Raw genomic sequence first — 18,677 nt, 5'->3', positions numbered from 1 at the left:
GTGCCGGACGCCGCCGGCGATCCTGCTGCCGATCTCGCGCTGGCGCATCGTCTGGCGGATCGGTACCGGCTGGATTTTGTCGATCTCGAGCACTTCCGAATCGACCACGATTTGTTTCGATCGATCCCGGCCGATCTGATGCTGCGGTACCACTTCGTGCCGTATCGCCGCGACGGCCGCGCCCTCGCGATTGTGGTCGCCGACCCGAGCGACCTCGCGGTGATCGACGAACTCGAAGTCGTGTTGTCGACCCCCCTCCGTGTGATGGTCGGCACGCGGTCCGCGATCGAATCGATTCTCCAGAAGAGCGAGAGTTCCCAGCGTGTGCTCGATGAGGCGACGGAGGGCTTTCAGATTCAGTTGCTGAAAGACGACGACTCCGGCGACGAGAACCTCACGGTGGAGAGGCTGACAAGCGACATCAACCCGATGATCCGGCTGGTGGACTCGACGATTTTCACCGCGATCCAGCGCCGGGCGTCCGACATCCACATCGAGACGCAAGACGATGCGGTGAGCGTGAAGTACCGGATTGATGGCGTGCTGCAGTCGGCATTCCGGCCGATTGCCAAACAGCATCACAGTGCCATCATCTCGCGCATCAAGGTCATGGCCGAGCTCGACATCGCGGAGAAGCGGGTGCCGCAGGATGGCCGGTTCAGGCTGCGTCTGCCGGGCAAGACGATCGATTTCCGCGTGTCGATCATGCCCAGCGTGCACGGCGAAGACGCGGTCATTCGCATTCTCGACAAGGAGTCGCTGAGCGAGCAGTTCAGCGAGCTCCGGCTGGACATCCTGGGCTTTCCGGAGGACGAACTGAGGCGCTTCCGGAAGTACATCGCCGAACCCTACGGCATGGTGCTCGTCACCGGGCCCACCGGCAGCGGGAAGACGACGACGCTCTATGCGGCGCTCTCCGAGATCAAGTCCTCCGAAGACAAGATCATCACGATCGAGGATCCGGTCGAGTACCAGTTGACCGGCATCACGCAGATTCCGATCAACGAGAAGAAGGGGCTCACCTTCGCCCGGGGCCTCAGATCGATCCTGCGGCACGATCCCGACAAGATCATGGTGGGCGAAATTCGCGACCCGGAAACGGCGCAGATCGCGATTCAATCCGCGCTGACGGGCCACCTGGTGTTCACCACGGTCCACGCCAACAACGTGCTGGACGTGCTCGGCCGCTTCCTGAACATGGGTGTCGAACCGTACCAGTTCGTGTCGGCCCTCAACTGCGTGCTGGCCCAGCGGCTGGTGCGGTGCATCTGCACACAGTGCCGGCGGCCGGCCACGATCTCGCGGCTGATGCTCGACGAATCGGGGTTGGACTCGGCTCTGCTGCAGTCGCGGGTGTTCTATGAGGGCGCCGGATGCGTCGAATGCGGCGGAACCGGGTACAAGGGGCGCACGGCCATCTGCGAACTTCTTGATCTGTCGGACCGGATTCGAGAGATGATTCTGGAGCGCAAGCCCACGTCGGAGATCAAGAAGCAAGCCCGGGACGAGGGGATGCGTTTCCTGCGGGAGAGCGCCGTCGAGGCGGTGTTGCGAGGCGTCACGACGCTGCGCGAGATCAACAAGGTGACGTTCGTCGAATGAAACTGACACGCCTGCTGCGCACGCCACCCCCAGCGGTGGCCGTTGAGATCACGCCTCGCCACGTGGCGGCCGTCGAGGTGTCCGGCGGCCGGGCGGCTGGTCTTCGCGTGTCCAGGTACGCGGTGGAGCCGCTGGCCGCAGGCGTCGTGGTGCCCTCGTTGAACGCCTCGAACGTTCTCCGACCCGAGGCGCTCACGCAGGCGCTGGCGCGCGTCTGGGAGCGACTCGGGCATACACCGAGGCGTATCGCACTGGCGCTTCCGGACGGTGTGGCCAAAGTGTCGTTCGTCAAGTTCCAGCAGATCCCGGCGCGGTCATCCGACCTGGACGAGTTGATCAGGTTCCAGATCAAGAAGGCCGCGCCATTCCGACTCGAAGAGTCGCAGATTTCGTACAGCAGGGGCCTCGAAACGGCCGAGGGACAGGAATTCGTCGTGGTGCAGGCGCGGCGCGATCTGATCGGCGAATACGAGGCCGCCTGTCAGGCGTCGGGCGCGACGGCGGGACTGGTCGATCTGGCGACCTTCAACGTGCTCAACGCGGCGCTTGCCGGCGACACGACGCTGCAGGGCGACTGGCTGCTCGTGCACGTGACGCCGGGCGAGGCGGCGCTGGCGATTGTTCGCGGCCCCGATATCGCGTTCTTCCGTCACCGCGGCAGCGACGGCGATGGCAGCCTCGGCGATCTGGTGCACCAGACGGCCATGTTCTACCAGGATCGACTCGGCGGGGCCGGATTCTCGCGGGTGCTGGTCGCCGGCGGCACGCTGGCCGACAGTGGACAGACGGCACGCCTGACGATCGAGACACGGCTCGGCCGGCCGGTCGAGAGTGTGGATCCGATGAAGGCGGTGGGTTTTTCGGATCGCTCATCGCTTTCGCCCGATCTGGCCGACGCGTTGACGGCCGCGATCGGTCTCGCGATCGCCGGGCGGACCGCCGGCTCGAACGGGGACGCCTGACGATGGTCAGACACAACCTGTCCACAAGGCCTTTCTACAACGAGCGTGCAGTTCACGCAGTCCTGGGGCTCGTGTCGCTGGCGGTCATCGCGGCCACGGCGTTCAATGTCTGGGAGTATTCCGCGCTGTCGGAGCGGCATGCGCGGCTGCAATTGGAGCTCCGCGTCGCCGGACAGGCAGCTGAGGCGCTGCGTGCCCGTGCGGCCACGGTGCGGGCCTCCATCAATCCGAGGGAGCTCGACTCCACCATCGCGGCCGCCGACGAAGCGAACCGGCTGATTGATCGACGCGTGTTCTCGTGGACGGAGCTGTTCAACCAGTTTGAGACGGCGCTCCCCGAAACAGTCCACATCGCCTCAGTGCATCCCCGCATCGAGCCCGACGCCGGTCTGGTGGTGTCGGTCGTCGTTGTGGCAAGGAGCGTCGAAGGCATCGACACGTTTGTCGAGAACCTCGAGAAGACCGGGGCGTTCGCCGGGGTGCTGTCGCGCGTGGAAATCGTGCAGGACGATGGCACGCTGAAGGCCACGCTCGAAGGTCAGTACACTCCGGGGCAGGCGCGGGACGCCGTAACCGAGGCGGTGCGACGATGACGGCCGGTCTTGTCTGGCGCGTGGTGCGGGAGAAGCGGGCCATCCTGCTGGTGTTGTCGCTCGCGCTGCTCGTTAACCTGGGCATCGCGGGGCTGGTTGTCTACCCGATGTCGGCGTCGGTGCAGACCGGCGAGCGGCAGGCCACCGATGCCACGCGGGCCCTGCACGCCGCGGAACGGGAGTTCGCGGCCGCCAGCGCCACGCTGACGGGGAGGACCCGCGCGGCGGATGACTTGAAGAAGTTCTACACGAAGGTGCTGCCTGCTGATCTTGCGGGTGCCAGACGCGCGACCTATCTGACGCTCACGCGACTGGCGCGCGATGCGGAACTCAAGGTGGAGCGACGCACGGAAGAAGTCTTCGAGCAGCGGCAGTCCGAGGCGGATGCCGGGAACGCGCTGGTGAGGCTGGGCATTTCGATGGTGCTCAGGGGCGACTACGAGAGCGTGCGTCAGTTTCTGAATCGTATCGAAGCGGCTCCCGAATTCATCGCCATCGACAACCTCACGCTGGCGGCAGGGTCCGAACCTGGCTCTGCGCTGGTTCTGATGGTGGAGTTGTCGACGTACTACCAAAGGACGAGCCATGGGCGCTAGCCGACCTCGGCTCGTCACGGCCGTTGCGTTGATGGCGATCCTGGCAGCGGTGATCTGGTGGCAGTATGCGAGCCCGCCGGCGCCGGCGGGACGGAGTGCGGCGACAGCGGCGCCGAGCGGACAGCACGGGGCCTCAGTTCGTCCCGACGCGCCGAGAGTCGTGCCTGTTGTGGCCCTCGCGCGCCTGAGCCGGGAGGCTCCCGAGCCTAGCGATACCGGTCGCGATCCGTTTCGATTTGCGGCCAGGGGACCCGTCTCGGGACGGGCGGGTGAAGTGGGAACGGCGCCGCGGGTGGCATCGGCGCCGCCGCCTGTGCCCACCCGCGTCGAACCGGCTGGGCCGCCACCCCCGCCACCGATCCCGTTCAAGTTCATCGCCGTGGTTTCGAGACGGGAAGGTGTCAGAATCGCGATGCTGAGCGATGGCCGCGGCGTCTACTACGGCTCGGAAGGCTCGGTGATTGAAGGGCAATATCGCATCGTCCGAATCGGCCTGGATTCAATCGAGATGACGTACCTGGACGGTCGGGGCCGCAGGGTCATTCCGCTGTCCGGAAGTTGATGGGGACGGTTTCGAACCCCATGGTAGGCGGCCCGCGCCTCGATCGTGAGAACGGGTTGTGGTACCGGTAGTCAGCTGTTACGCGCTGCTGTCACGGAGCGTGGGAATGTTGAGCATGCACAGACTGCACACGACGCGGTGGAGAGCGGCATCGGTTCGAGGGATGGTCCTTGTCTGCATCGCCGGCTCGCTGGTGGCGGCCTGTGCGACGGGCCGCGCCTTTCAGCATGGTAGCCAGGCCGCGATGCGAGGCGACTGGGACATGGCCGTGTCCTATTACGCCGCGGCCCTGCAGGCCGATCCGAACCGGGTCGAGTACCGGATGGCGCTCGAGCGGGCGCAGATCGCCGCCGCGCAGATCCACTTCGACAAGGCGCGCGACCTGGAACGCAAAGACCAGCTCGACCTCGCCCTGATGGAGTACCGCAAGGTCGTCGAGTACCACCCGGGCAACCAGGAGGCGGGAGGCAAGGTTGCCGCCCTCGAGCAGACAATCCGGGCGCGGGTGGAAGCGGCTCGGCCGAAGCCCGCGATGGAATTGATGCGGGAACAGGCGCGGAAGGCGCCCGCCGAACCGGCACTGAATCCGAGATCACGCGAGGCGATTGAGTTCAAGTCCAGCGGTCAACTGCGGGACATCCTGATCGGCATGGGTGCGGCCGCCGGGATCACTGTCAACTTCGACTCCACCTTCCAACCGAAAGACTACAGCGTCGAACTCAAGGACATCTCGTTCGAGCAGGCGCTGGAGCAGGTGCTGGCCGCCAATCAACTGTTCTACAAGGTGACCGGCGAGCGCAGCATCATCGTCGTCCCTGACATCCAGGCCAAGCGGCTGGCCTACGAGGAGCAGGTCGTCCAGACGTTCTTCCTGTCGCACGCCGATCCGACCGAACTGGTCGGCCTCATCAATACCGTGGTCAGGCCCACGCAGGCGATTTTGCCGGTGTATGGTGCGGGCAAGACGAGCAACACGATCATGGTGCGGGCATCGGTCCCGATGATGCAGATTATCGATCGCATCATCAAGGCCAACGACAAGCCGCGGGCGGAGATCGTCATCGACGTGGAGATTCTCGAAGTCAATCGGAACCGGGCGAAGCAGTACGGACTGGAATTGAGCCAGTACTCGCTCGGGCTGACCCTATCGCCTGAATCCGCGCCGGGCGGAACGACGAGCGGAACGGGGACGTCAACCACATCGACCGCCGGCGGGGCCTTCAATCTCAACACGGTGTCTCGAGGGGTGAGCACCAACGACTTCTACGCGTCGGTGCCGTCGGGACTGATCAAGTTTCTTGAGTCCGACATCAACACCAAGGTCATCGCCAAGCCTCAACTGAGGGGCAGCGAAGGGGAGCAGCTGAGCCTGAATCTGGGCGAAGAAGTTCCCGTGCCGAGCACCACGTTCACCCCCTACGCCGCCGGGGGGACGGCGTTCAATCCGATGACGTCGTTCCAGTACAAGTCGGTGGGTGTCAACGTGGAGATGAAGCCGCGGGTCACCTACGACGGCGACGTCATCATCGAGCTCAAGCTTGAGGTCAGCGCGGTGGGGCCGGACAAGAACATCGCGGGACAGAACCTGCCGTCGTTCACGTCACGCAAGGTCGGCACGAAGTTGCGCCTGCGGGACGGGGAATCGAACCTGCTGGCCGGGCTGCTGCGCGAGGACGAGCGCACGTCGCTCAAAGGACTGCCCGGCCTGCTGCACATTCCCATCTTGTCCCAGTTGTTCGCTTCCAATGACCGCTCGGTGACGCAGACCGACATCGTGATGCTGCTGACGCCGCACATCGTACGAACGCACGAACTGACGCAGCAGGATCTCATGCCGATCTTCATCGGCTCGCAACAGAGCCTCGGCCTGAGCGGGCCACCGCCCACGATTGGCCCACCCAGTGAACCGGAGGTCGTGCCGGAGGTCGCCGCACCGATGGCTCCGAAGGCTGGCAGCCTCGCGCCGGGGACCGTCGTGCCGGGGCCTCCGGGATCGTCGATCAAGGCCGTGATACCGCCGGGGAGCTCGCCAATTCCTGGAACCGTCGGTGTGCCAGCCCAGCCGCCTGCCATTCCGCCGTCGCAGCCGGCGCAGCCGACGCAGATTGTCGCGCCGCCAACGCCGCAGGCTCAGGCGCCGGCACGGCCTCCGGTGATGACGCCTGTGCCACCGCCAGTTTCACCCGCGACGCCACCGTCAGCCGGCAGAGCGGACGAGAAGACGCAGGTGGTGGTCGGCGCGCCGACGACGCCGATGCTGGTGGCTGGTGGACCGTACACCGTGCCTCTCGCGATTTCGGGAGCATCGCGCGTGAACACGGTGTCCCTGTCGGTTACCTTCAACCCACGGGTCCTGCGCGTGCGGCTCCCCCAGGAGGGCGACTTTATGAGAAGGGGGGGGGCGAAGGTGACGTTCACCCACAAGATCGACGAGACGGCCGGTCGGATCGATCTGTTGCTGACCCGAGTCAATGACACGGCGGGCGCTTCCGGGGATGGTGTGGTGGCGGGCATCATCTTCGATGCGATTGGCGCTGGCACATCGCCGCTGACGGCGGCGGGGGTGGCGACTGCACCAGGCGGAGCGCCGCTTCCGCTCCAGTTCGTGTCGGCGACCGTGACGGTGCGGTAACTCTGTGGCACTGACGATGACGAGGAGGGCCGCGACGGTGAGTCGGAGAGCCGGCGGGGCTCGCGGAGGGTTCACCTTCGTCGAACTGCTCGTCGTCGTGACGATTCTGCTGATCCTGTCGGCGGCGGTGATGCCGCTGGCTCGAGTGACGATACAACGACAGAAGGAAGTCGAGTTGCACCGGGCCCTGCGTGAGATGCGGACGGCGATCGATAAGTACAAGGATGCCGTCGATCAGGGCCTGATCGGCGGGACTGACGTGAAGGTGGGCAGCGAGGGGTATCCCGAGGATCTCGATACGCTGGTCGAGGGCGTGACCCCCGTCAACGACGCCACTGGCCGGAAGCTGAAGTTCCTGAGGCGCATTCCATTCGACCCCATGACGCGCAGCACCGAGTGGGGAAAGCGTTCGTACCAGGACAGCCCGACGTCGACCTCGTGGGGCCGGCAAAACGTGTTCGATGTGTACACGACGAGTACTGGCACGGGACTCGATGGGACCAAGTATCGTGACTGGGACTGACTCTCGGCGCCCCCGTCGGTCGGCTGTGTGCGACGCCTCGCGCCGCGCCGGATTCACGATAATCGAGCTGCTCGTCGTGCTCTCGATTATCGTCATCCTGGCCGGTATGGCGATGGCGCAGTATCGCAACAGCGTGACGCGGGCACAGGAGAGCGTGCTGGCGACGGATTTGTTCCGGATGCGCGATGCGCTGGACCAGTACTACGCCGACAAGCAGCAGTACGCGCCGACACTCGACGCGCTGGTGACCGAGGGGTACCTTCGAGAGATTCCAAAGGACCCATTCACCAGGACGGCCGAGACGTGGCAGCCGGTTCTGGCCGAACCGGACCCGAACAACCCGACGAGCGAACCGGGCATCTATACCGTCAAGAGCGGTTCCGAGCGGACGGCGCTTGACGGCACCCGATACGCGGAGTGGTGACCGATCCCAGGGAGCAGGCGGTATGACACGACAGATTCGGGCAACGTCAACGCGCAACAGCCGACGCCTGAGGGCCTGCGGAGTGGTTCTGGGGCTGGTGCTCACGGCGTCCTGCAGTAAAGCGTCGCTCATGGCGCCGAGCAGCAGCACGCTGACGCTCCTGGTGAGCCGCACGACGGTGGGCCTCAGCACGTCGGTGAATGTGACCGCGCTGGTGTACGAGTCCAGCGGTACGCCTGTTCACGATGGGACCGTCGTGGACTTCTTCGCCACGCTCGGGACGCTCAGCCCTGCGCAGACGACGACGAAGAACGGCCAGGCCACCGTGCAGTTACTGACCGGGACGGAGTCTGGCATTTCGGAGATCACCGCGAAGTCGGGTGGCGCGACTCTCGCGTCGACCGTCAAGGTCACCGTTGGCGCGGCCGCCGCCGGCGTCGTCGAACTGGCGGCCAGTCCCATCTCGCTGCCGTCGACCGGCGGTACCAGCGTGCTGACCGCCACGGTGAGCGACGCCAGCGGCAATCGTCTCTCCGGGATCCCGGTCACGTTCAGCCACAACGCCGGCAGCCTGGATCAGAGCAGTGCGAGCACTGATAGTAATGGACAGGCGCAGAGCCGACTGACGACGCTGGTGAACTCCACGGTCACCGCGTTGGTGGCGGGGGGCACGAGCGGGTCGTTGACGTCGTTCCCTGTGATCATTACGCTGAGGACGCCGCCGATCGCGACATTCGGGACGGTCACCGCGTCTGGGTTTACCGCCACGCTGCAGTACTCCGCCTTCCCGGGAGCGGATGGTACCGCGATCACCTCGGTGACGATCGCCTTTGGAGACGGCGCATCGCAGGGATCGCTTGGGGCTGGATCGGCCCAGTCCATCGTCCACGTGTACGGATCGGTGGGCACGTATGTCGCACGTCTCACTGTCGTCGATGCTGCCGGGGAAACGACCATCGCCTCGACTGCCGTCGTGGTGAGGTGATGTCTGGCGCGGCTGCGCGACCGGGCGGCCAGCGCGGGTACGCGATGGCCGTGCTGCTGGTGATGCTGGCCGTGATGGGTGTTGCCATCAGCGTGGCGATGCCTGTCTGGCGCACAGCCGTGCAGCGCGAGAAGGAAGAGGAACTCATCTTCCGGGGCCGGCAGTATGCCAGGGCGATCGGACTCTTCCAGCGCCGCTTCGCCAACGCCTACCCTCCCTCGATAGACGTGCTCGTCGAACAGAAGTTTCTGCGCAAGAAGTACAAGGACCCGATGACCGAAGACGGAGAGTTTCAGGTCCTGTACCAGGGATCAGCGCTGGCCTTGTCTGGCGGGCGCGGAGCTCAAACAAGTACCAGCGGCAGGCAGGGGAGCGGCTCCGGCGCATTCGGCGCAGGAGCAACGACTGGCGCTGGCAGCCGGCAGGGTGGATTTCCCACCACCACGATCGGCGAGCGATCTGGCGTGGGGCCACGGGGCGGCGTGATTGGCGTGGCCAGCAAGAGCACGGAGAAGTCGTTCAGGATCCTGGATGGGCGCTCGCAATACAACGAATGGCAGTTCATCTGGATGCCGCCGGCCTTTCAGCCCGGGCGTGGAGGCGGAGCGAATCAGCCAGGTGTCCGGAGCGGCGGTCGCGGTGGGCCATCAGGCCTGCCTGGGCAGGGTCGCGGCGGACCGTTCGGGTACCCGGGCCAGGGTTCAGGAGGCGGACGCCAGCCGGGGAGCGGTAGAGGTCCGGGCCGATGACCGCGCCGTCCGCTAAACGAGACTCTCGACGATAGCGTCGTGCAGGGCGCGCCGAACGGTTTGAATGGCGTCGGCCGGACCCGCCGACGGATGCACCCGATTCGTGAGCAAGACCACATAGATGCCAAGTCGAGGATCGATCCAAAGCGAGGTGCCGGTGAATCCTGTGTGTCCAAACGCATCGGGAGACATCCGGTTTCCGCAAGACGATGTCGGACGCATCGTGTCCCAGCCGAGGGCACGAGAACTGCCCGGGATAGAGGAGGGCGTCACAAACGCCCGCATCGTGTCCTGACGAGCCAACGCCCCGGTTCCGTTCTGATCGCCTCTCAAGGAACGCATCACCGCACGCGCGAATTGCCCGAGCGCGCCAGCGGTCCCGAACAGGCCGGCATGGCCCGCAACGCCGCCCAGCGCCCACGCATTATCGTCGTCGACGTCGCCGGCCAGGAGGCGGCCTCGACCAGACTCGGCCCGCGCCGGGGCGAGTCGATCGAGCCAGTCGGCCGGCGGTCGATATGTCAACGCCATCGCATGAGAGGGCCCCAAGACGTCCTGGAGGATGCCCGTCAATTGTCGGTCCAGCGTCGCGCCAGCCGCCGTTTCGAGGACCCATCCGAGCAGGATGAAGCCGAGATCGCTGTAGACCGATGCCGTGCGCGGCTCGTACTCCAGCGCGCACTGATCGAGTGCGGTGACGAACGCGTCCCGCCCCGTGCACGATTCGAACAGCGGCCGCCACGCCGGAAGGCCTGCACGATGTTCGAGCAGATCCCGGATGGTCACCGTGCGCCGATCGGGGTTCTGCCATTGGTTCATCCACCGGCAAACCGGAGAGTCGAGCGTGACAATGCCGCGTTCGACCAGACGCATCGCGATCGTGGCCGTCGCGACGACTTTGGTGAGCGAGGCCAGATCGAATCGCGTGTCGAGAGTGGTGGGACTGCCATGCGCCTCGTACGTCAGTGTTCCAAGCGCATCGGTCCAGAGCAACTGGTCGGCGGTGCCGACTTCGATGACGGCGGCGGGGAACACGCGTCCGGCGATGGCCGCTTCAATCACCCGGCGAATCGGCGCAGTCGCTCTGAGGGCGGACGTCAAGGGCGTGGGGTGGAGCCGGTGGAGGAGCCGCCCGTGTCGAGCAGGCTCCGGAGGCGGGTTTCGATATCCTCACCCAGCGCGTCGCGCATCAGTCCCTTGGCTTTGCGCAGCCGCGACAGCGCCTTGACGTACGACAGCCCGGTTCGCTGCATGACGATAGCCGCCTTCGCGTTCCAGTGGGCGCGCTTGAGCAGTTGTTCGGCCCCTGTCCGATCAAGGCCCGTCACGATGCCGACGATGCGCTTGGCCCGATCCTTCAGCTTCTCTGACGTCGACTGGACGTCGACCATCAGATTGCCGTACGTCTTGCCGATGCGGACCATCGCGGCGGTCGACAGCATGTTCAGCACGAGCTTGGTGGCGCTGGCGGCCTTCAATCGGGTTGATCCGGCAATGACCTCCGGGCCGACGCCCATCGCGATCGTGATGTCGACGAAGGTCTGCAGTTCGGTCGCCGGATCGCAGGTGACGAAAATGATCCGCGCGCCGGCCCTGCGCGCCGCCGCGAGCCCGCCCCGCACGAACGGCGTCATCCCGGACGCGGAAACGCCGACGAAGGCGTCGCGCCGGCCCGGCCGCAGTCTCGCGACTGTCCGAGCCCCCTCTTCGTACTCGTCGTCGGCGCCTTCGCGAGGCCGGAAGAACGCCGACTTGCCGCCCGCCATCACCGCCTGCACCATGTCCGGCGAAGTGCCGAATGTGATCGGCATTTCCGCTGCCTCGAGGACTCCCAGGCGGCCGCTGGTGCCCGCGCCGACAAAGACGAGGCGTCCCCCTTTGCCGAGCGCCTGAGTGATAATGTCGACAGCGAGGGCAATCCGCTCACGCTCGCGCGCGACGGCCGCCAGCATCTTGCGGTCTTCGCCGAGCATCACGTCGATAATTTCGGCAGGTTCCAGCTTGTCGATCGCCAGGCTGGCGGGATTGATCGCCTCGGTTGGCAGCTGTTGCCACTTGGACTGAGCCGGCATGAAACACCCCGTGACGCACAAACGCCAACGGCCGATACTAGCGCCGGCACGGAAGGGTGTCAAACAGCCTGGCCCGCCCGAGGACCAGACGCGCAGCGCCGCGCGGGTCTTCGACGAGTATCTCGATTTCCTCCGCGTGGAACGGCGCCTGGCAGACAACACGGTGGAGAACTATGGCCGCGACCTGGCGAGGCTCCGCGAGTTCGCCGTGGCAAGCGGCTGTGATCTGCACGCGCTGACCCGGCAGGACCTCGAGCGCTTCGTTCGCCACCTGGTGTCGAACGAGCTGTCGCCCCGGTCGACGGCGCGCCTGGTCGCAAGCGTCCGCGGATTCTACCGGTATCTCGTGCGCGAGGGACGCCTGGAGGCCAGTCCCGCTGACGAACTTCGGGCCGCCCGGCCGTGGCCGACCCTGCCGACGTGCCTGAGCCCTGAGGAGGTCGAGCGTCTGTTGGCGCTGCCCGATCCGGCGAAACCGGCTGGGCTCAGGGACAAGGCCCTGATCGAGCTGCTCTACGCAACCGGCCTGCGTGTGTCCGAACTCGTGGGTCTCCGGATGATGGACATCCGTCTGTCGGCGGGTTACCTGACCTGTACCGGCAAGGGTGATAAGCAGCGGATTGTGCCGATTGGCGACGAAGCCGCGCGGTGGGTGAGCCGCTACCAGCAGGACGGACGGCCCAGACTGCTCCGGCAGCGGTCGACGCCGCGCCTGTTCGTCAACGCGCGCGGCGGGCCGCTCAGCCGCGTCGGATTCTGGAAGATTCTCAAGGGGTACGCGCGACGGGCCGGACTGCACCCGCACGTGAGCCCGCACGTGCTCAGGCATTCGTTCGCCACGCATCTGCTGGAACGCGGCGCCGACCTGCGCGCGATTCAGATGATGCTGGGCCACGCGGATCTGTCGACCACCCAGATCTACACGCATGTGCTCGAGACACGATTGCGCACGATTTACGACCAGTTTCATCCCCGCCGGTGAGGGCGAGAAGGACATTCGTGGTGAAGCGTATCGCGATCGGCATTCTGGCGATACTGGGCGTGTGGGCCGCTTGGTCGCTGGTGACGCTCCCGCCGGCTGCCATCGTATTGCCGGCGTCGGCATCGGCCCGCCCGGTGGTGACGGGCGCGTACCACGTCCACTCGAAGGCCTCGGACGGCACCGGCACGATGGAAGAGATCGCCGCGGCCGCCGGCCGCGCCGGGTTGAACTTCGTGATTGTGACCGACCACGGCGACGCGTTCAGGACGCCGGCGCCGCCGCGCTATTACGGTCGCGTACTGTGCATCGACGCCACGGAAATCAGCACGACCGATGGTCACTACGTCGCCATTGGACTGGGGACGCCACCGTACCGACTGGCCGGCGAGGGACGCGATGTGGTCGAAGACGTGGCGAGGCTCGGCGGATTTGGCGTCGCGGCGCATCCGGATTCGGGACGAGAGTCGCTCAGGTGGAACGAATGGGATGCGCCGTTTGATGGCATCGAGTGGCTGAACGGCGATTCACAACTGCGCGAGATCTCGGCGTGGCAGTTCTTTCCGATCCTCATCCAGTATGCGGTCCGACCAGCCGAGACGCTGCTGTCTCGGTTCATCCGTCCCCAACGCGCGCTGGATCGCTGGGATCAACTGACCGCGAGGCGACGCGTCGTGGCGCTTGCGGCCAGCGACGCTCACGCCAGGCTCGGTCTGCGCAACACAGGCGACCCCTATGGGGAGGCCCTCTACCTGAAGCTGCCGACCTACGAGGCCGTGTTCCGGGCCTTCTGCCTGAACGTGGAAGTGGACGCCGGGCCGACCGGCGATGCGGCGATCGATGCGCGATCGATTCTGTACGCGCTCAGGAACGGACGCGTCTTCACGACGATGTCGGGGCGAGCCGCACCAGCCAACCTGCAGTTCACGGCGTGGTCGGCCACGGCGGCGACGCGACAGGGAGGTGCGCTGCCGCTCGACCGCGGTGTGATGCTGCGGGCGTCGGCCAATATGCCGCCCGGCGGGGCTCTCGTGCTGTTGAAGAACGGGAAGATCGTCCAGGAAGGCCAGGGCGGGGAGATTCGCTTCGCCACCGATCAGCCTGGCGTCTTCAGGGTTGAGGCGCGGTTGTCCGCCGCATCCGGCTCCGACGCGCTGCCCTGGCTCCTGAGCAACCCGATCTACGTCGGTGTAGCGCCGCAGGAATCAGGCATTGATTCAGCGGCCCAGGTCGACTTCGTTTCTTTTCCGTTGCCAGCCGACTGGCAGATTGAACACGATCCGTTATCCGCCGGAACAGCCGCCTTGGTGGGCGACGGAGCTGGGGCGCAGCGGGAGTTCCAGTTTCATCTGGCCGACGGGGCGGCGCCCAGTCCCTTTGTCGCCATGGTGACATCTGGGGTCGCCGTGCTGCACGACGCGGACCAGTTGCGCTTCAGGATCCGCGCGAGCCGCCCTCTGCGCGTGTCGGTGCAGGTCCGCCTCGAGGGCCGCGCGGTCGATCGACGCTGGGTGCGATCGGTGTACGCGGAGCCGGCGGTGAGGACGGTCACCGTGTCGCTGGCTGACATGCGCGCGGCTGGAACCGGCGCGCGGACGCCGTTCGACCGACGCGAGATCGACGCGCTGCTGTTCGTGATCGACACGGTCAACAGCCGGCCGGGCGACCAGGGAACGGTGTGGATTGACGCGCTCGAGACCGGGCGTCAGGTGCGCACGGTCAGCAGCAGGTAGATGGCCACTGCCGCGAACAGGATATTGGCCGACCACGCCGCGAGCATCGGCATCATGACTCCGCCGGTTCCGAGCGCGCCGAACACGCTGTCGGCGATTCGGTAGAGCACGGCGAGCACAATCGCCAACCCGATGCCGTACATCGCGCCGCGCCGGCCGGTCGTCACCGCGAACGGCACCGCGATCAGCATCATAATCACGGTGACCAACGGGAACGACACCTTCCGGTGCAGGGCCACTTCGTACTTCACGACGTTGAAGCCAACGGTCCGCATCTCGGCGATATAGCGGGCGAGTTGCCCGTACGTCATCGCATCGGCGTCGAGGGCTTCGGTCGCGAAGTACTGCGGCGGTTCCATCTGGATGAGGGCCAGCGGCACCGACCTGAAGCTCAGCTCTTTGGCGTTGCGGTCGAACTCGCGGGTCCATCCGTCGCGTCCGTCCCAGCCCACGAGTTCCTCGCGGCCGGTGGCGCTCCCGGTGAACGACGCCACCCGGAAGAAGGAGCGGCTCTGCAGCCGCCAGGCGTTCGCCGGAAAACGGAAGACCGACAGGGCATTGAGCTGGTTGCGCTGGGCATCAAACGACACGTAGTTGTAGATGTCGCCGTTGCTCGCCACCAGCCACTGGCGAGTGGCCAGGTCGAACGTGTGCGACGTTCCGCTGCGAATCACGCGTCGCAGCGACTCCGCGCGTTTGTTCGACGCCACCAGCACCCGCTCCTCGAGCAGAAACAGAGCCCCTCCCGCCAGCACCGCAAACAATACCAGCGGCACGGCGCTGCGGTAGAGGCTGATCCCGCACGCCCGCATGACGATCAGTTCGCTGCTGCGAGTCAGCATACCGATGGTCACGAGGCCGCCGATCAAGACCGCCAGGGGGATGCAGAAGTACACGAACTGGGGCGTCGCCCAGTAGAGGTACTCGATCAGCATCTGGGTTGTGGCCTGGCCCTTGAACAGCTTCTCCGACAGTTCGATAAAGGTCGAGACGTAGAAGATCGCCACCAACCCGCAGAATGTCACGGCGAAGACGCCGAGATAGATGCGGCTGAGGTACCCATCGAGGATCGAAGCCCCGGGAGGAAGCCATCCTCTCGCCGATCCTCTGGCCCGCGGCACCCATCCGCCGGTGTCGTCGGGGCCGGGCTGCCGTCGGCCAGACAGGGGAGCCAGCCATCTGACCGAACCGAGCCGGCTCATCAGCCGCATCAGGCTCCCAACCACAGTTCTCCAGCGGCGCAGCGCCGATCCGCGCGCGAGCACGAGCACGATCCCGACCGCGCCGAGCACAAGATCGGGCACCCACGGCGCGAACTCAGCGACCATCATCTTTCCCTTCACCGCCGACTGGGCCGTCGTCAGCAGGAGGTAGTACACGAAGATGACCGCAATCCCGAGAACGAATCCCGCGAGCTTGCCCTCGCGTCTGCTGGTCAGGCCGAGCCCGACGCCAATCAACGCGAAGACCAGGCAGGCGACGGGAATCGAGAACTTCCGCTGGATGGCCATGACGGCAGGATGCGTCGACACCCCCTGACCCTGTAACTGGTCGATGCGCTCCCGCAGTTCGGCAATAGTCATTTCCTGGTCGCCTTTTTCGGGACCGGTACGCGGAAAGACCGAGTCGGGATCGAGGTTCAGGCTCAGTTCCTTGAAGTGGGAGATATCGTATTCGCCGGGTGTCGCGGCCTTGCTGCTGTGTTGGGTGCAGTCCTCCAGATACAGGGTGATCGATCGTTTCTGCCTGTCTATCAGGAGCCTGCCGCTCGAGGCCACGTAGACCACCGGACTGGCGGCCACCGTCGTATCCGCGAGGAAGACGTCGCGCCAGCCGGTTCCGTCCTTCGGCACGTCCCGGACGTACAGCACCCGGTTTGGGAAATCGGTGAAGAAGACGCGAGGTTTCACCTCGCCTTCGGTACGCTGAGCGATGATTCGGAAGCTGATCTCACGTGACGTTTGATTCGCGTCAGGCAGGGCTTCGATGATCACCCACGACGTGGCGGCCCAGGCCGCGATGGCCAGGACCACGACCGGCCGCGCGATCCGGAAGATGCTCACGCCGCAGGCCTGGACGGCGACCCACTCGCGGTCGGCGGAGAAGCGGCCGAGGCCAACGAGCACGCCGACCAGGAGGGCCATCGGAATCGTGACCGAGAGCGCTTGAGGCAACAGCGTGACCATCAACAGGACGATCGTCCGGCCGGCGACGCCCTTGGCGATCAGCTGTTCGGCCAGTTCGACGAGGAACGGGATGATGAGGACAAACGTGAACACCAGCAGCGAGATGAGAAACGGGCTGATGATGCTGCGGATGATGTAGCGATCGATGAGTCGCGGCATGAATGTTCGAACGATACCACAGCGCTGGGGTGCGGCGGTTTGGGAAGAGTGGTCTAGGTGGTTTGCCAGAGAAAGGGTCCGAATCCATCAACAATGCGTCAACAGGCCTGTATTGTTAGGGATATCACTAACGTCTGATAATGTATGTTATGTTAACCAATGACTGACCTACTGGGCACGTGTCGGTCATTGGCTAACATAACATACGCTTCGCTCCGGGCTTGGCGACTATTCGGACTCCCAGACGTGTCGGTCATCAGCTAACATAACGTACGCTCGGCTTCGGGCTTGGCGACAGGCCGACTACTTGCTTCTGCGCAACTCGTCCAGGATGCCTTCGAGTGCGTGGATGATCTCTGAACGTTCGACCTGTCGTTTTGGAAAGGTCATCTTCAAGTTGAACGTCCTGGCGGGCGCCTTGTACACAAAGGTAAAGGCCTTCGGCCGGCCGTGTTTGGGCTTGGCGACGGCCTCTCGAGCCTGTTGACGCGTCGGTGAAGCTCCATCGCGCGTGATCCGCTCGACGAGCGCCATCATTTTCCGGGGGTCAGACTCTCTAACTATCTGCAATAACAAAGACTTAGACGAAATGTCGGCCAGCCGACACAGCGTTTTCACCTCGTCTGGCATCTTGTTGATGGCCAGGGTCTCGGTGATTGACGTGCGAGACTTCCCCAGCCGCTTCGCGAGATCCTCGTGCGTCAGCCCCTGCTTTTCGGCGACGGCGTGCAGAGCCTCGGCCTCCTCGAACGGGGTCAGATCCTTGCGCTGGAGATTCTCGATCAGGGCCAGTTCAATGACCTCGTCCTCATCCACATCTCGGATGACCACGGGCAACTCGGTCAGCCCGACCTGGACGGCCGCCTGATACCGTCGCTCGCCGGCGATGATCTGATACCGCCCTCCCTTGCACCGGACAATGAGCGGTTCCAGAATCCCCTTCTCGCCAATCGAGGCCATCAACTCCGACAGATCCCCCATGGTCTGTCGCGGCTGGTCAGGATTCGGATCAATCTGATCGATGGTGACGAGACGGCCGATCGGCGTCCCGGCGGGCGCCGACAACGTCTCGACATAGTGCTCATCGTGACGCATCCGAATGGTCTCGGGCAGACCCGATCGCTTAGACACGGTCGATGACCTCCTCACACAGCCGATAGTATTCTGTCGCTCCGGACGAATCCGGCGCAAAGCTGAAGATGGGTTCTTTGTACGCCGGGCTCTCTTCCAGTCGAACGCTCTTGCTGATCACGGTCGCAAACACCTGCTCGCCGAACACCTTATTGATCTGGAGCCGGATATCACGCGCCAGCGCCGTGCGCTTGTCGTGCATCGTGATGAGGACGCCGACCAGCCGCAGATCCGGATTCGCGCGGCTCCGGACTTTCTCGACGGTCTCGAGCAAATCATCGGTGCCTTCCAGAGCGAAGTACGACGATTGAATCGGCACCAGCAGGTGCGTCGATGCCACTAGCGCGTTGACGGTCAACAACCCGAGCGTCGGCGGACAGTCGATGACGATGGCGTCGTAGTCGGCCCGGATGGGCTCGATCCTGTCCTTCAACCGGAAATGGGAGTCGAGCTCCCCCACCAGTTTGCCCTCAAGCTTGGCCAGGGCAATCCGAGCGGGAGCCACTGAGAGGTTGGGAACGGTCGACGCCTGAATGATGGAAGCCAGCGGAACGCCGCTGTCGGCCATCACCTCATACAAACTGTGTTCGGTGTGACGCACATCGAGATACGACATGCTGCTGTTGGCCTGAGGGTCCATGTCGACGAGCAACGTTCGCTTGCCGCGCAGCGCGAGAGCTGCCGCCAGATTGATGGCGGTCGTCGTCTTGCCGACTCCGCCCTTCTGGTTGGCAATCGATAGAATCATGTGGCCTGGACCGTCGAAGCCCTTCGATTCACAAATGCGGC

At 65.0% G+C, this 18,677-nt stretch carries 17 protein-coding genes; 12 read left to right on the top strand and 5 right to left on the bottom strand.

Annotation, left to right across the window (positions count from 1 at the left end):
• The 10 genes from NTV05_08735 (at nucleotide 1) to NTV05_08690 (ending at nucleotide 9,628) form a co-directional block, all read left to right on the top strand.
• A complete protein-coding gene (locus NTV05_08735; GenBank protein ID MCX6544488.1) occupies nucleotides 1–1,602 on the top strand; it encodes a GspE/PulE family protein in 1,602 nt (533 codons plus the stop codon).
• On the top strand, nucleotides 1,599–2,564 hold the full coding sequence (gene pilM / locus NTV05_08730; protein MCX6544487.1) for a pilus assembly protein PilM: 966 nt from the start codon (nucleotides 1,599–1,601) through the stop codon (nucleotides 2,562–2,564). Before NTV05_08735 ends, pilM begins: the two co-directional genes overlap by 4 nt.
• Before the next feature lie 2 nt (nucleotides 2,565–2,566).
• Nucleotides 2,567–3,157 (top strand): hypothetical protein, encoded by a 591-nt coding sequence (locus tag NTV05_08725; GenBank protein ID MCX6544486.1) that lies wholly within the window; start codon nucleotides 2,567–2,569, stop codon nucleotides 3,155–3,157.
• Nucleotides 3,154–3,753 (top strand): GspMb/PilO family protein, encoded by a 600-nt coding sequence (locus NTV05_08720; GenBank protein ID MCX6544485.1) that lies wholly within the window; start codon nucleotides 3,154–3,156, stop codon nucleotides 3,751–3,753. Before NTV05_08725 ends, NTV05_08720 begins: the two co-directional genes overlap by 4 nt.
• Nucleotides 3,743–4,315 (top strand): hypothetical protein, encoded by a 573-nt coding sequence (locus tag NTV05_08715; protein MCX6544484.1) that lies wholly within the window; start codon nucleotides 3,743–3,745, stop codon nucleotides 4,313–4,315. The genes NTV05_08720 and NTV05_08715 overlap by 11 nt, the downstream gene beginning before the upstream one ends.
• 115 nt (nucleotides 4,316–4,430) lie before the next feature.
• The gene (locus NTV05_08710) at nucleotides 4,431–6,947 is read left to right on the top strand and encodes a hypothetical protein (protein ID MCX6544483.1); all 2,517 of its coding nucleotides are present in this window, start codon (nucleotides 4,431–4,433) and stop codon (nucleotides 6,945–6,947) included.
• 37 nt (nucleotides 6,948–6,984) lie between these two features.
• Nucleotides 6,985–7,470 carry a type II secretion system protein gene (locus NTV05_08705; GenBank protein MCX6544482.1) on the top strand — a complete coding sequence of 162 codons (486 nt, stop codon included), beginning with the start codon at nucleotides 6,985–6,987 and terminating at the stop codon, nucleotides 7,468–7,470.
• Nucleotides 7,471–7,495: 25 nt separating this feature from the next.
• A complete protein-coding gene (locus NTV05_08700) occupies nucleotides 7,496–7,894 on the top strand; it encodes a prepilin-type N-terminal cleavage/methylation domain-containing protein (protein MCX6544481.1) in 399 nt (132 codons plus the stop codon).
• A gap of 22 nt (nucleotides 7,895–7,916) precedes the next feature.
• Nucleotides 7,917–8,879, top strand: a complete 963-nt coding sequence (locus NTV05_08695) for an Ig-like domain-containing protein (protein MCX6544480.1) — start codon at nucleotides 7,917–7,919, stop codon at nucleotides 8,877–8,879.
• Nucleotides 8,879–9,628 carry a type II secretion system protein gene (locus NTV05_08690; GenBank protein ID MCX6544479.1) on the top strand — a complete coding sequence of 250 codons (750 nt, stop codon included), beginning with the start codon at nucleotides 8,879–8,881 and terminating at the stop codon, nucleotides 9,626–9,628. The genes NTV05_08695 and NTV05_08690 overlap by 1 nt, the downstream gene beginning before the upstream one ends.
• A 12-nt stretch (nucleotides 9,629–9,640) precedes the next feature.
• Here the strand turns inward: NTV05_08690 and NTV05_08685 are convergent, their stop codons facing one another.
• The gene (locus NTV05_08685) at nucleotides 9,641–10,690 is read right to left on the bottom strand and encodes a serine hydrolase (GenBank protein ID MCX6544478.1); all 1,050 of its coding nucleotides are present in this window, start codon (nucleotides 10,688–10,690) and stop codon (nucleotides 9,641–9,643) included.
• Nucleotides 10,691–10,725: 35 nt separating this feature from the next.
• The gene (gene murQ / locus NTV05_08680) at nucleotides 10,726–11,700 is read right to left on the bottom strand and encodes an N-acetylmuramic acid 6-phosphate etherase (protein MCX6544477.1); all 975 of its coding nucleotides are present in this window, start codon (nucleotides 11,698–11,700) and stop codon (nucleotides 10,726–10,728) included.
• Here murQ and xerD point away from each other — a divergent pair.
• Nucleotides 11,699–12,682: a site-specific tyrosine recombinase XerD gene (gene xerD, locus NTV05_08675; GenBank protein MCX6544476.1), complete on the top strand. Its 984-nt coding sequence runs from the start codon at nucleotides 11,699–11,701 to the stop codon at nucleotides 12,680–12,682. The two genes, murQ and xerD, sit on opposite strands and share 2 nt — an antisense overlap.
• A gap of 17 nt (nucleotides 12,683–12,699) precedes the next feature.
• Nucleotides 12,700–14,412, top strand: coding sequence for a CehA/McbA family metallohydrolase (locus NTV05_08670; GenBank protein MCX6544475.1), 1,713 nt, complete (start codon nucleotides 12,700–12,702; stop codon nucleotides 14,410–14,412).
• On the opposite strand, the gene NTV05_08665 is transcribed toward NTV05_08670, so the two are convergent.
• From NTV05_08665 to NTV05_08655, 3 genes are all read right to left on the bottom strand, one after another.
• Nucleotides 14,385–16,757, bottom strand: a complete 2,373-nt coding sequence (locus tag NTV05_08665) for an LptF/LptG family permease (GenBank protein MCX6544474.1) — start codon at nucleotides 16,755–16,757, stop codon at nucleotides 14,385–14,387. The two genes, NTV05_08670 and NTV05_08665, sit on opposite strands and share 28 nt — an antisense overlap.
• A 303-nt stretch (nucleotides 16,758–17,060) precedes the next feature.
• Nucleotides 17,061–17,888 (bottom strand): ParB/RepB/Spo0J family partition protein, encoded by an 828-nt coding sequence (locus NTV05_08660; GenBank protein MCX6544473.1) that lies wholly within the window; start codon nucleotides 17,886–17,888, stop codon nucleotides 17,061–17,063.
• Nucleotides 17,881–18,636, bottom strand: a complete 756-nt coding sequence (locus NTV05_08655) for a ParA family protein (protein ID MCX6544472.1) — start codon at nucleotides 18,634–18,636, stop codon at nucleotides 17,881–17,883. The genes NTV05_08660 and NTV05_08655 overlap by 8 nt, the downstream gene beginning before the upstream one ends.
• Between the last annotated feature and the right edge of the window lie 41 nt (nucleotides 18,637–18,677).

Source organism: Acidobacteriota bacterium (assembly GCA_026393755.1).
Classification (GTDB): domain Bacteria; phylum Acidobacteriota; class Vicinamibacteria; order Vicinamibacterales; family JAKQTR01; genus JBAXOX01.
This window is presented reverse-complemented; position numbering and strand designations above follow the sequence as displayed.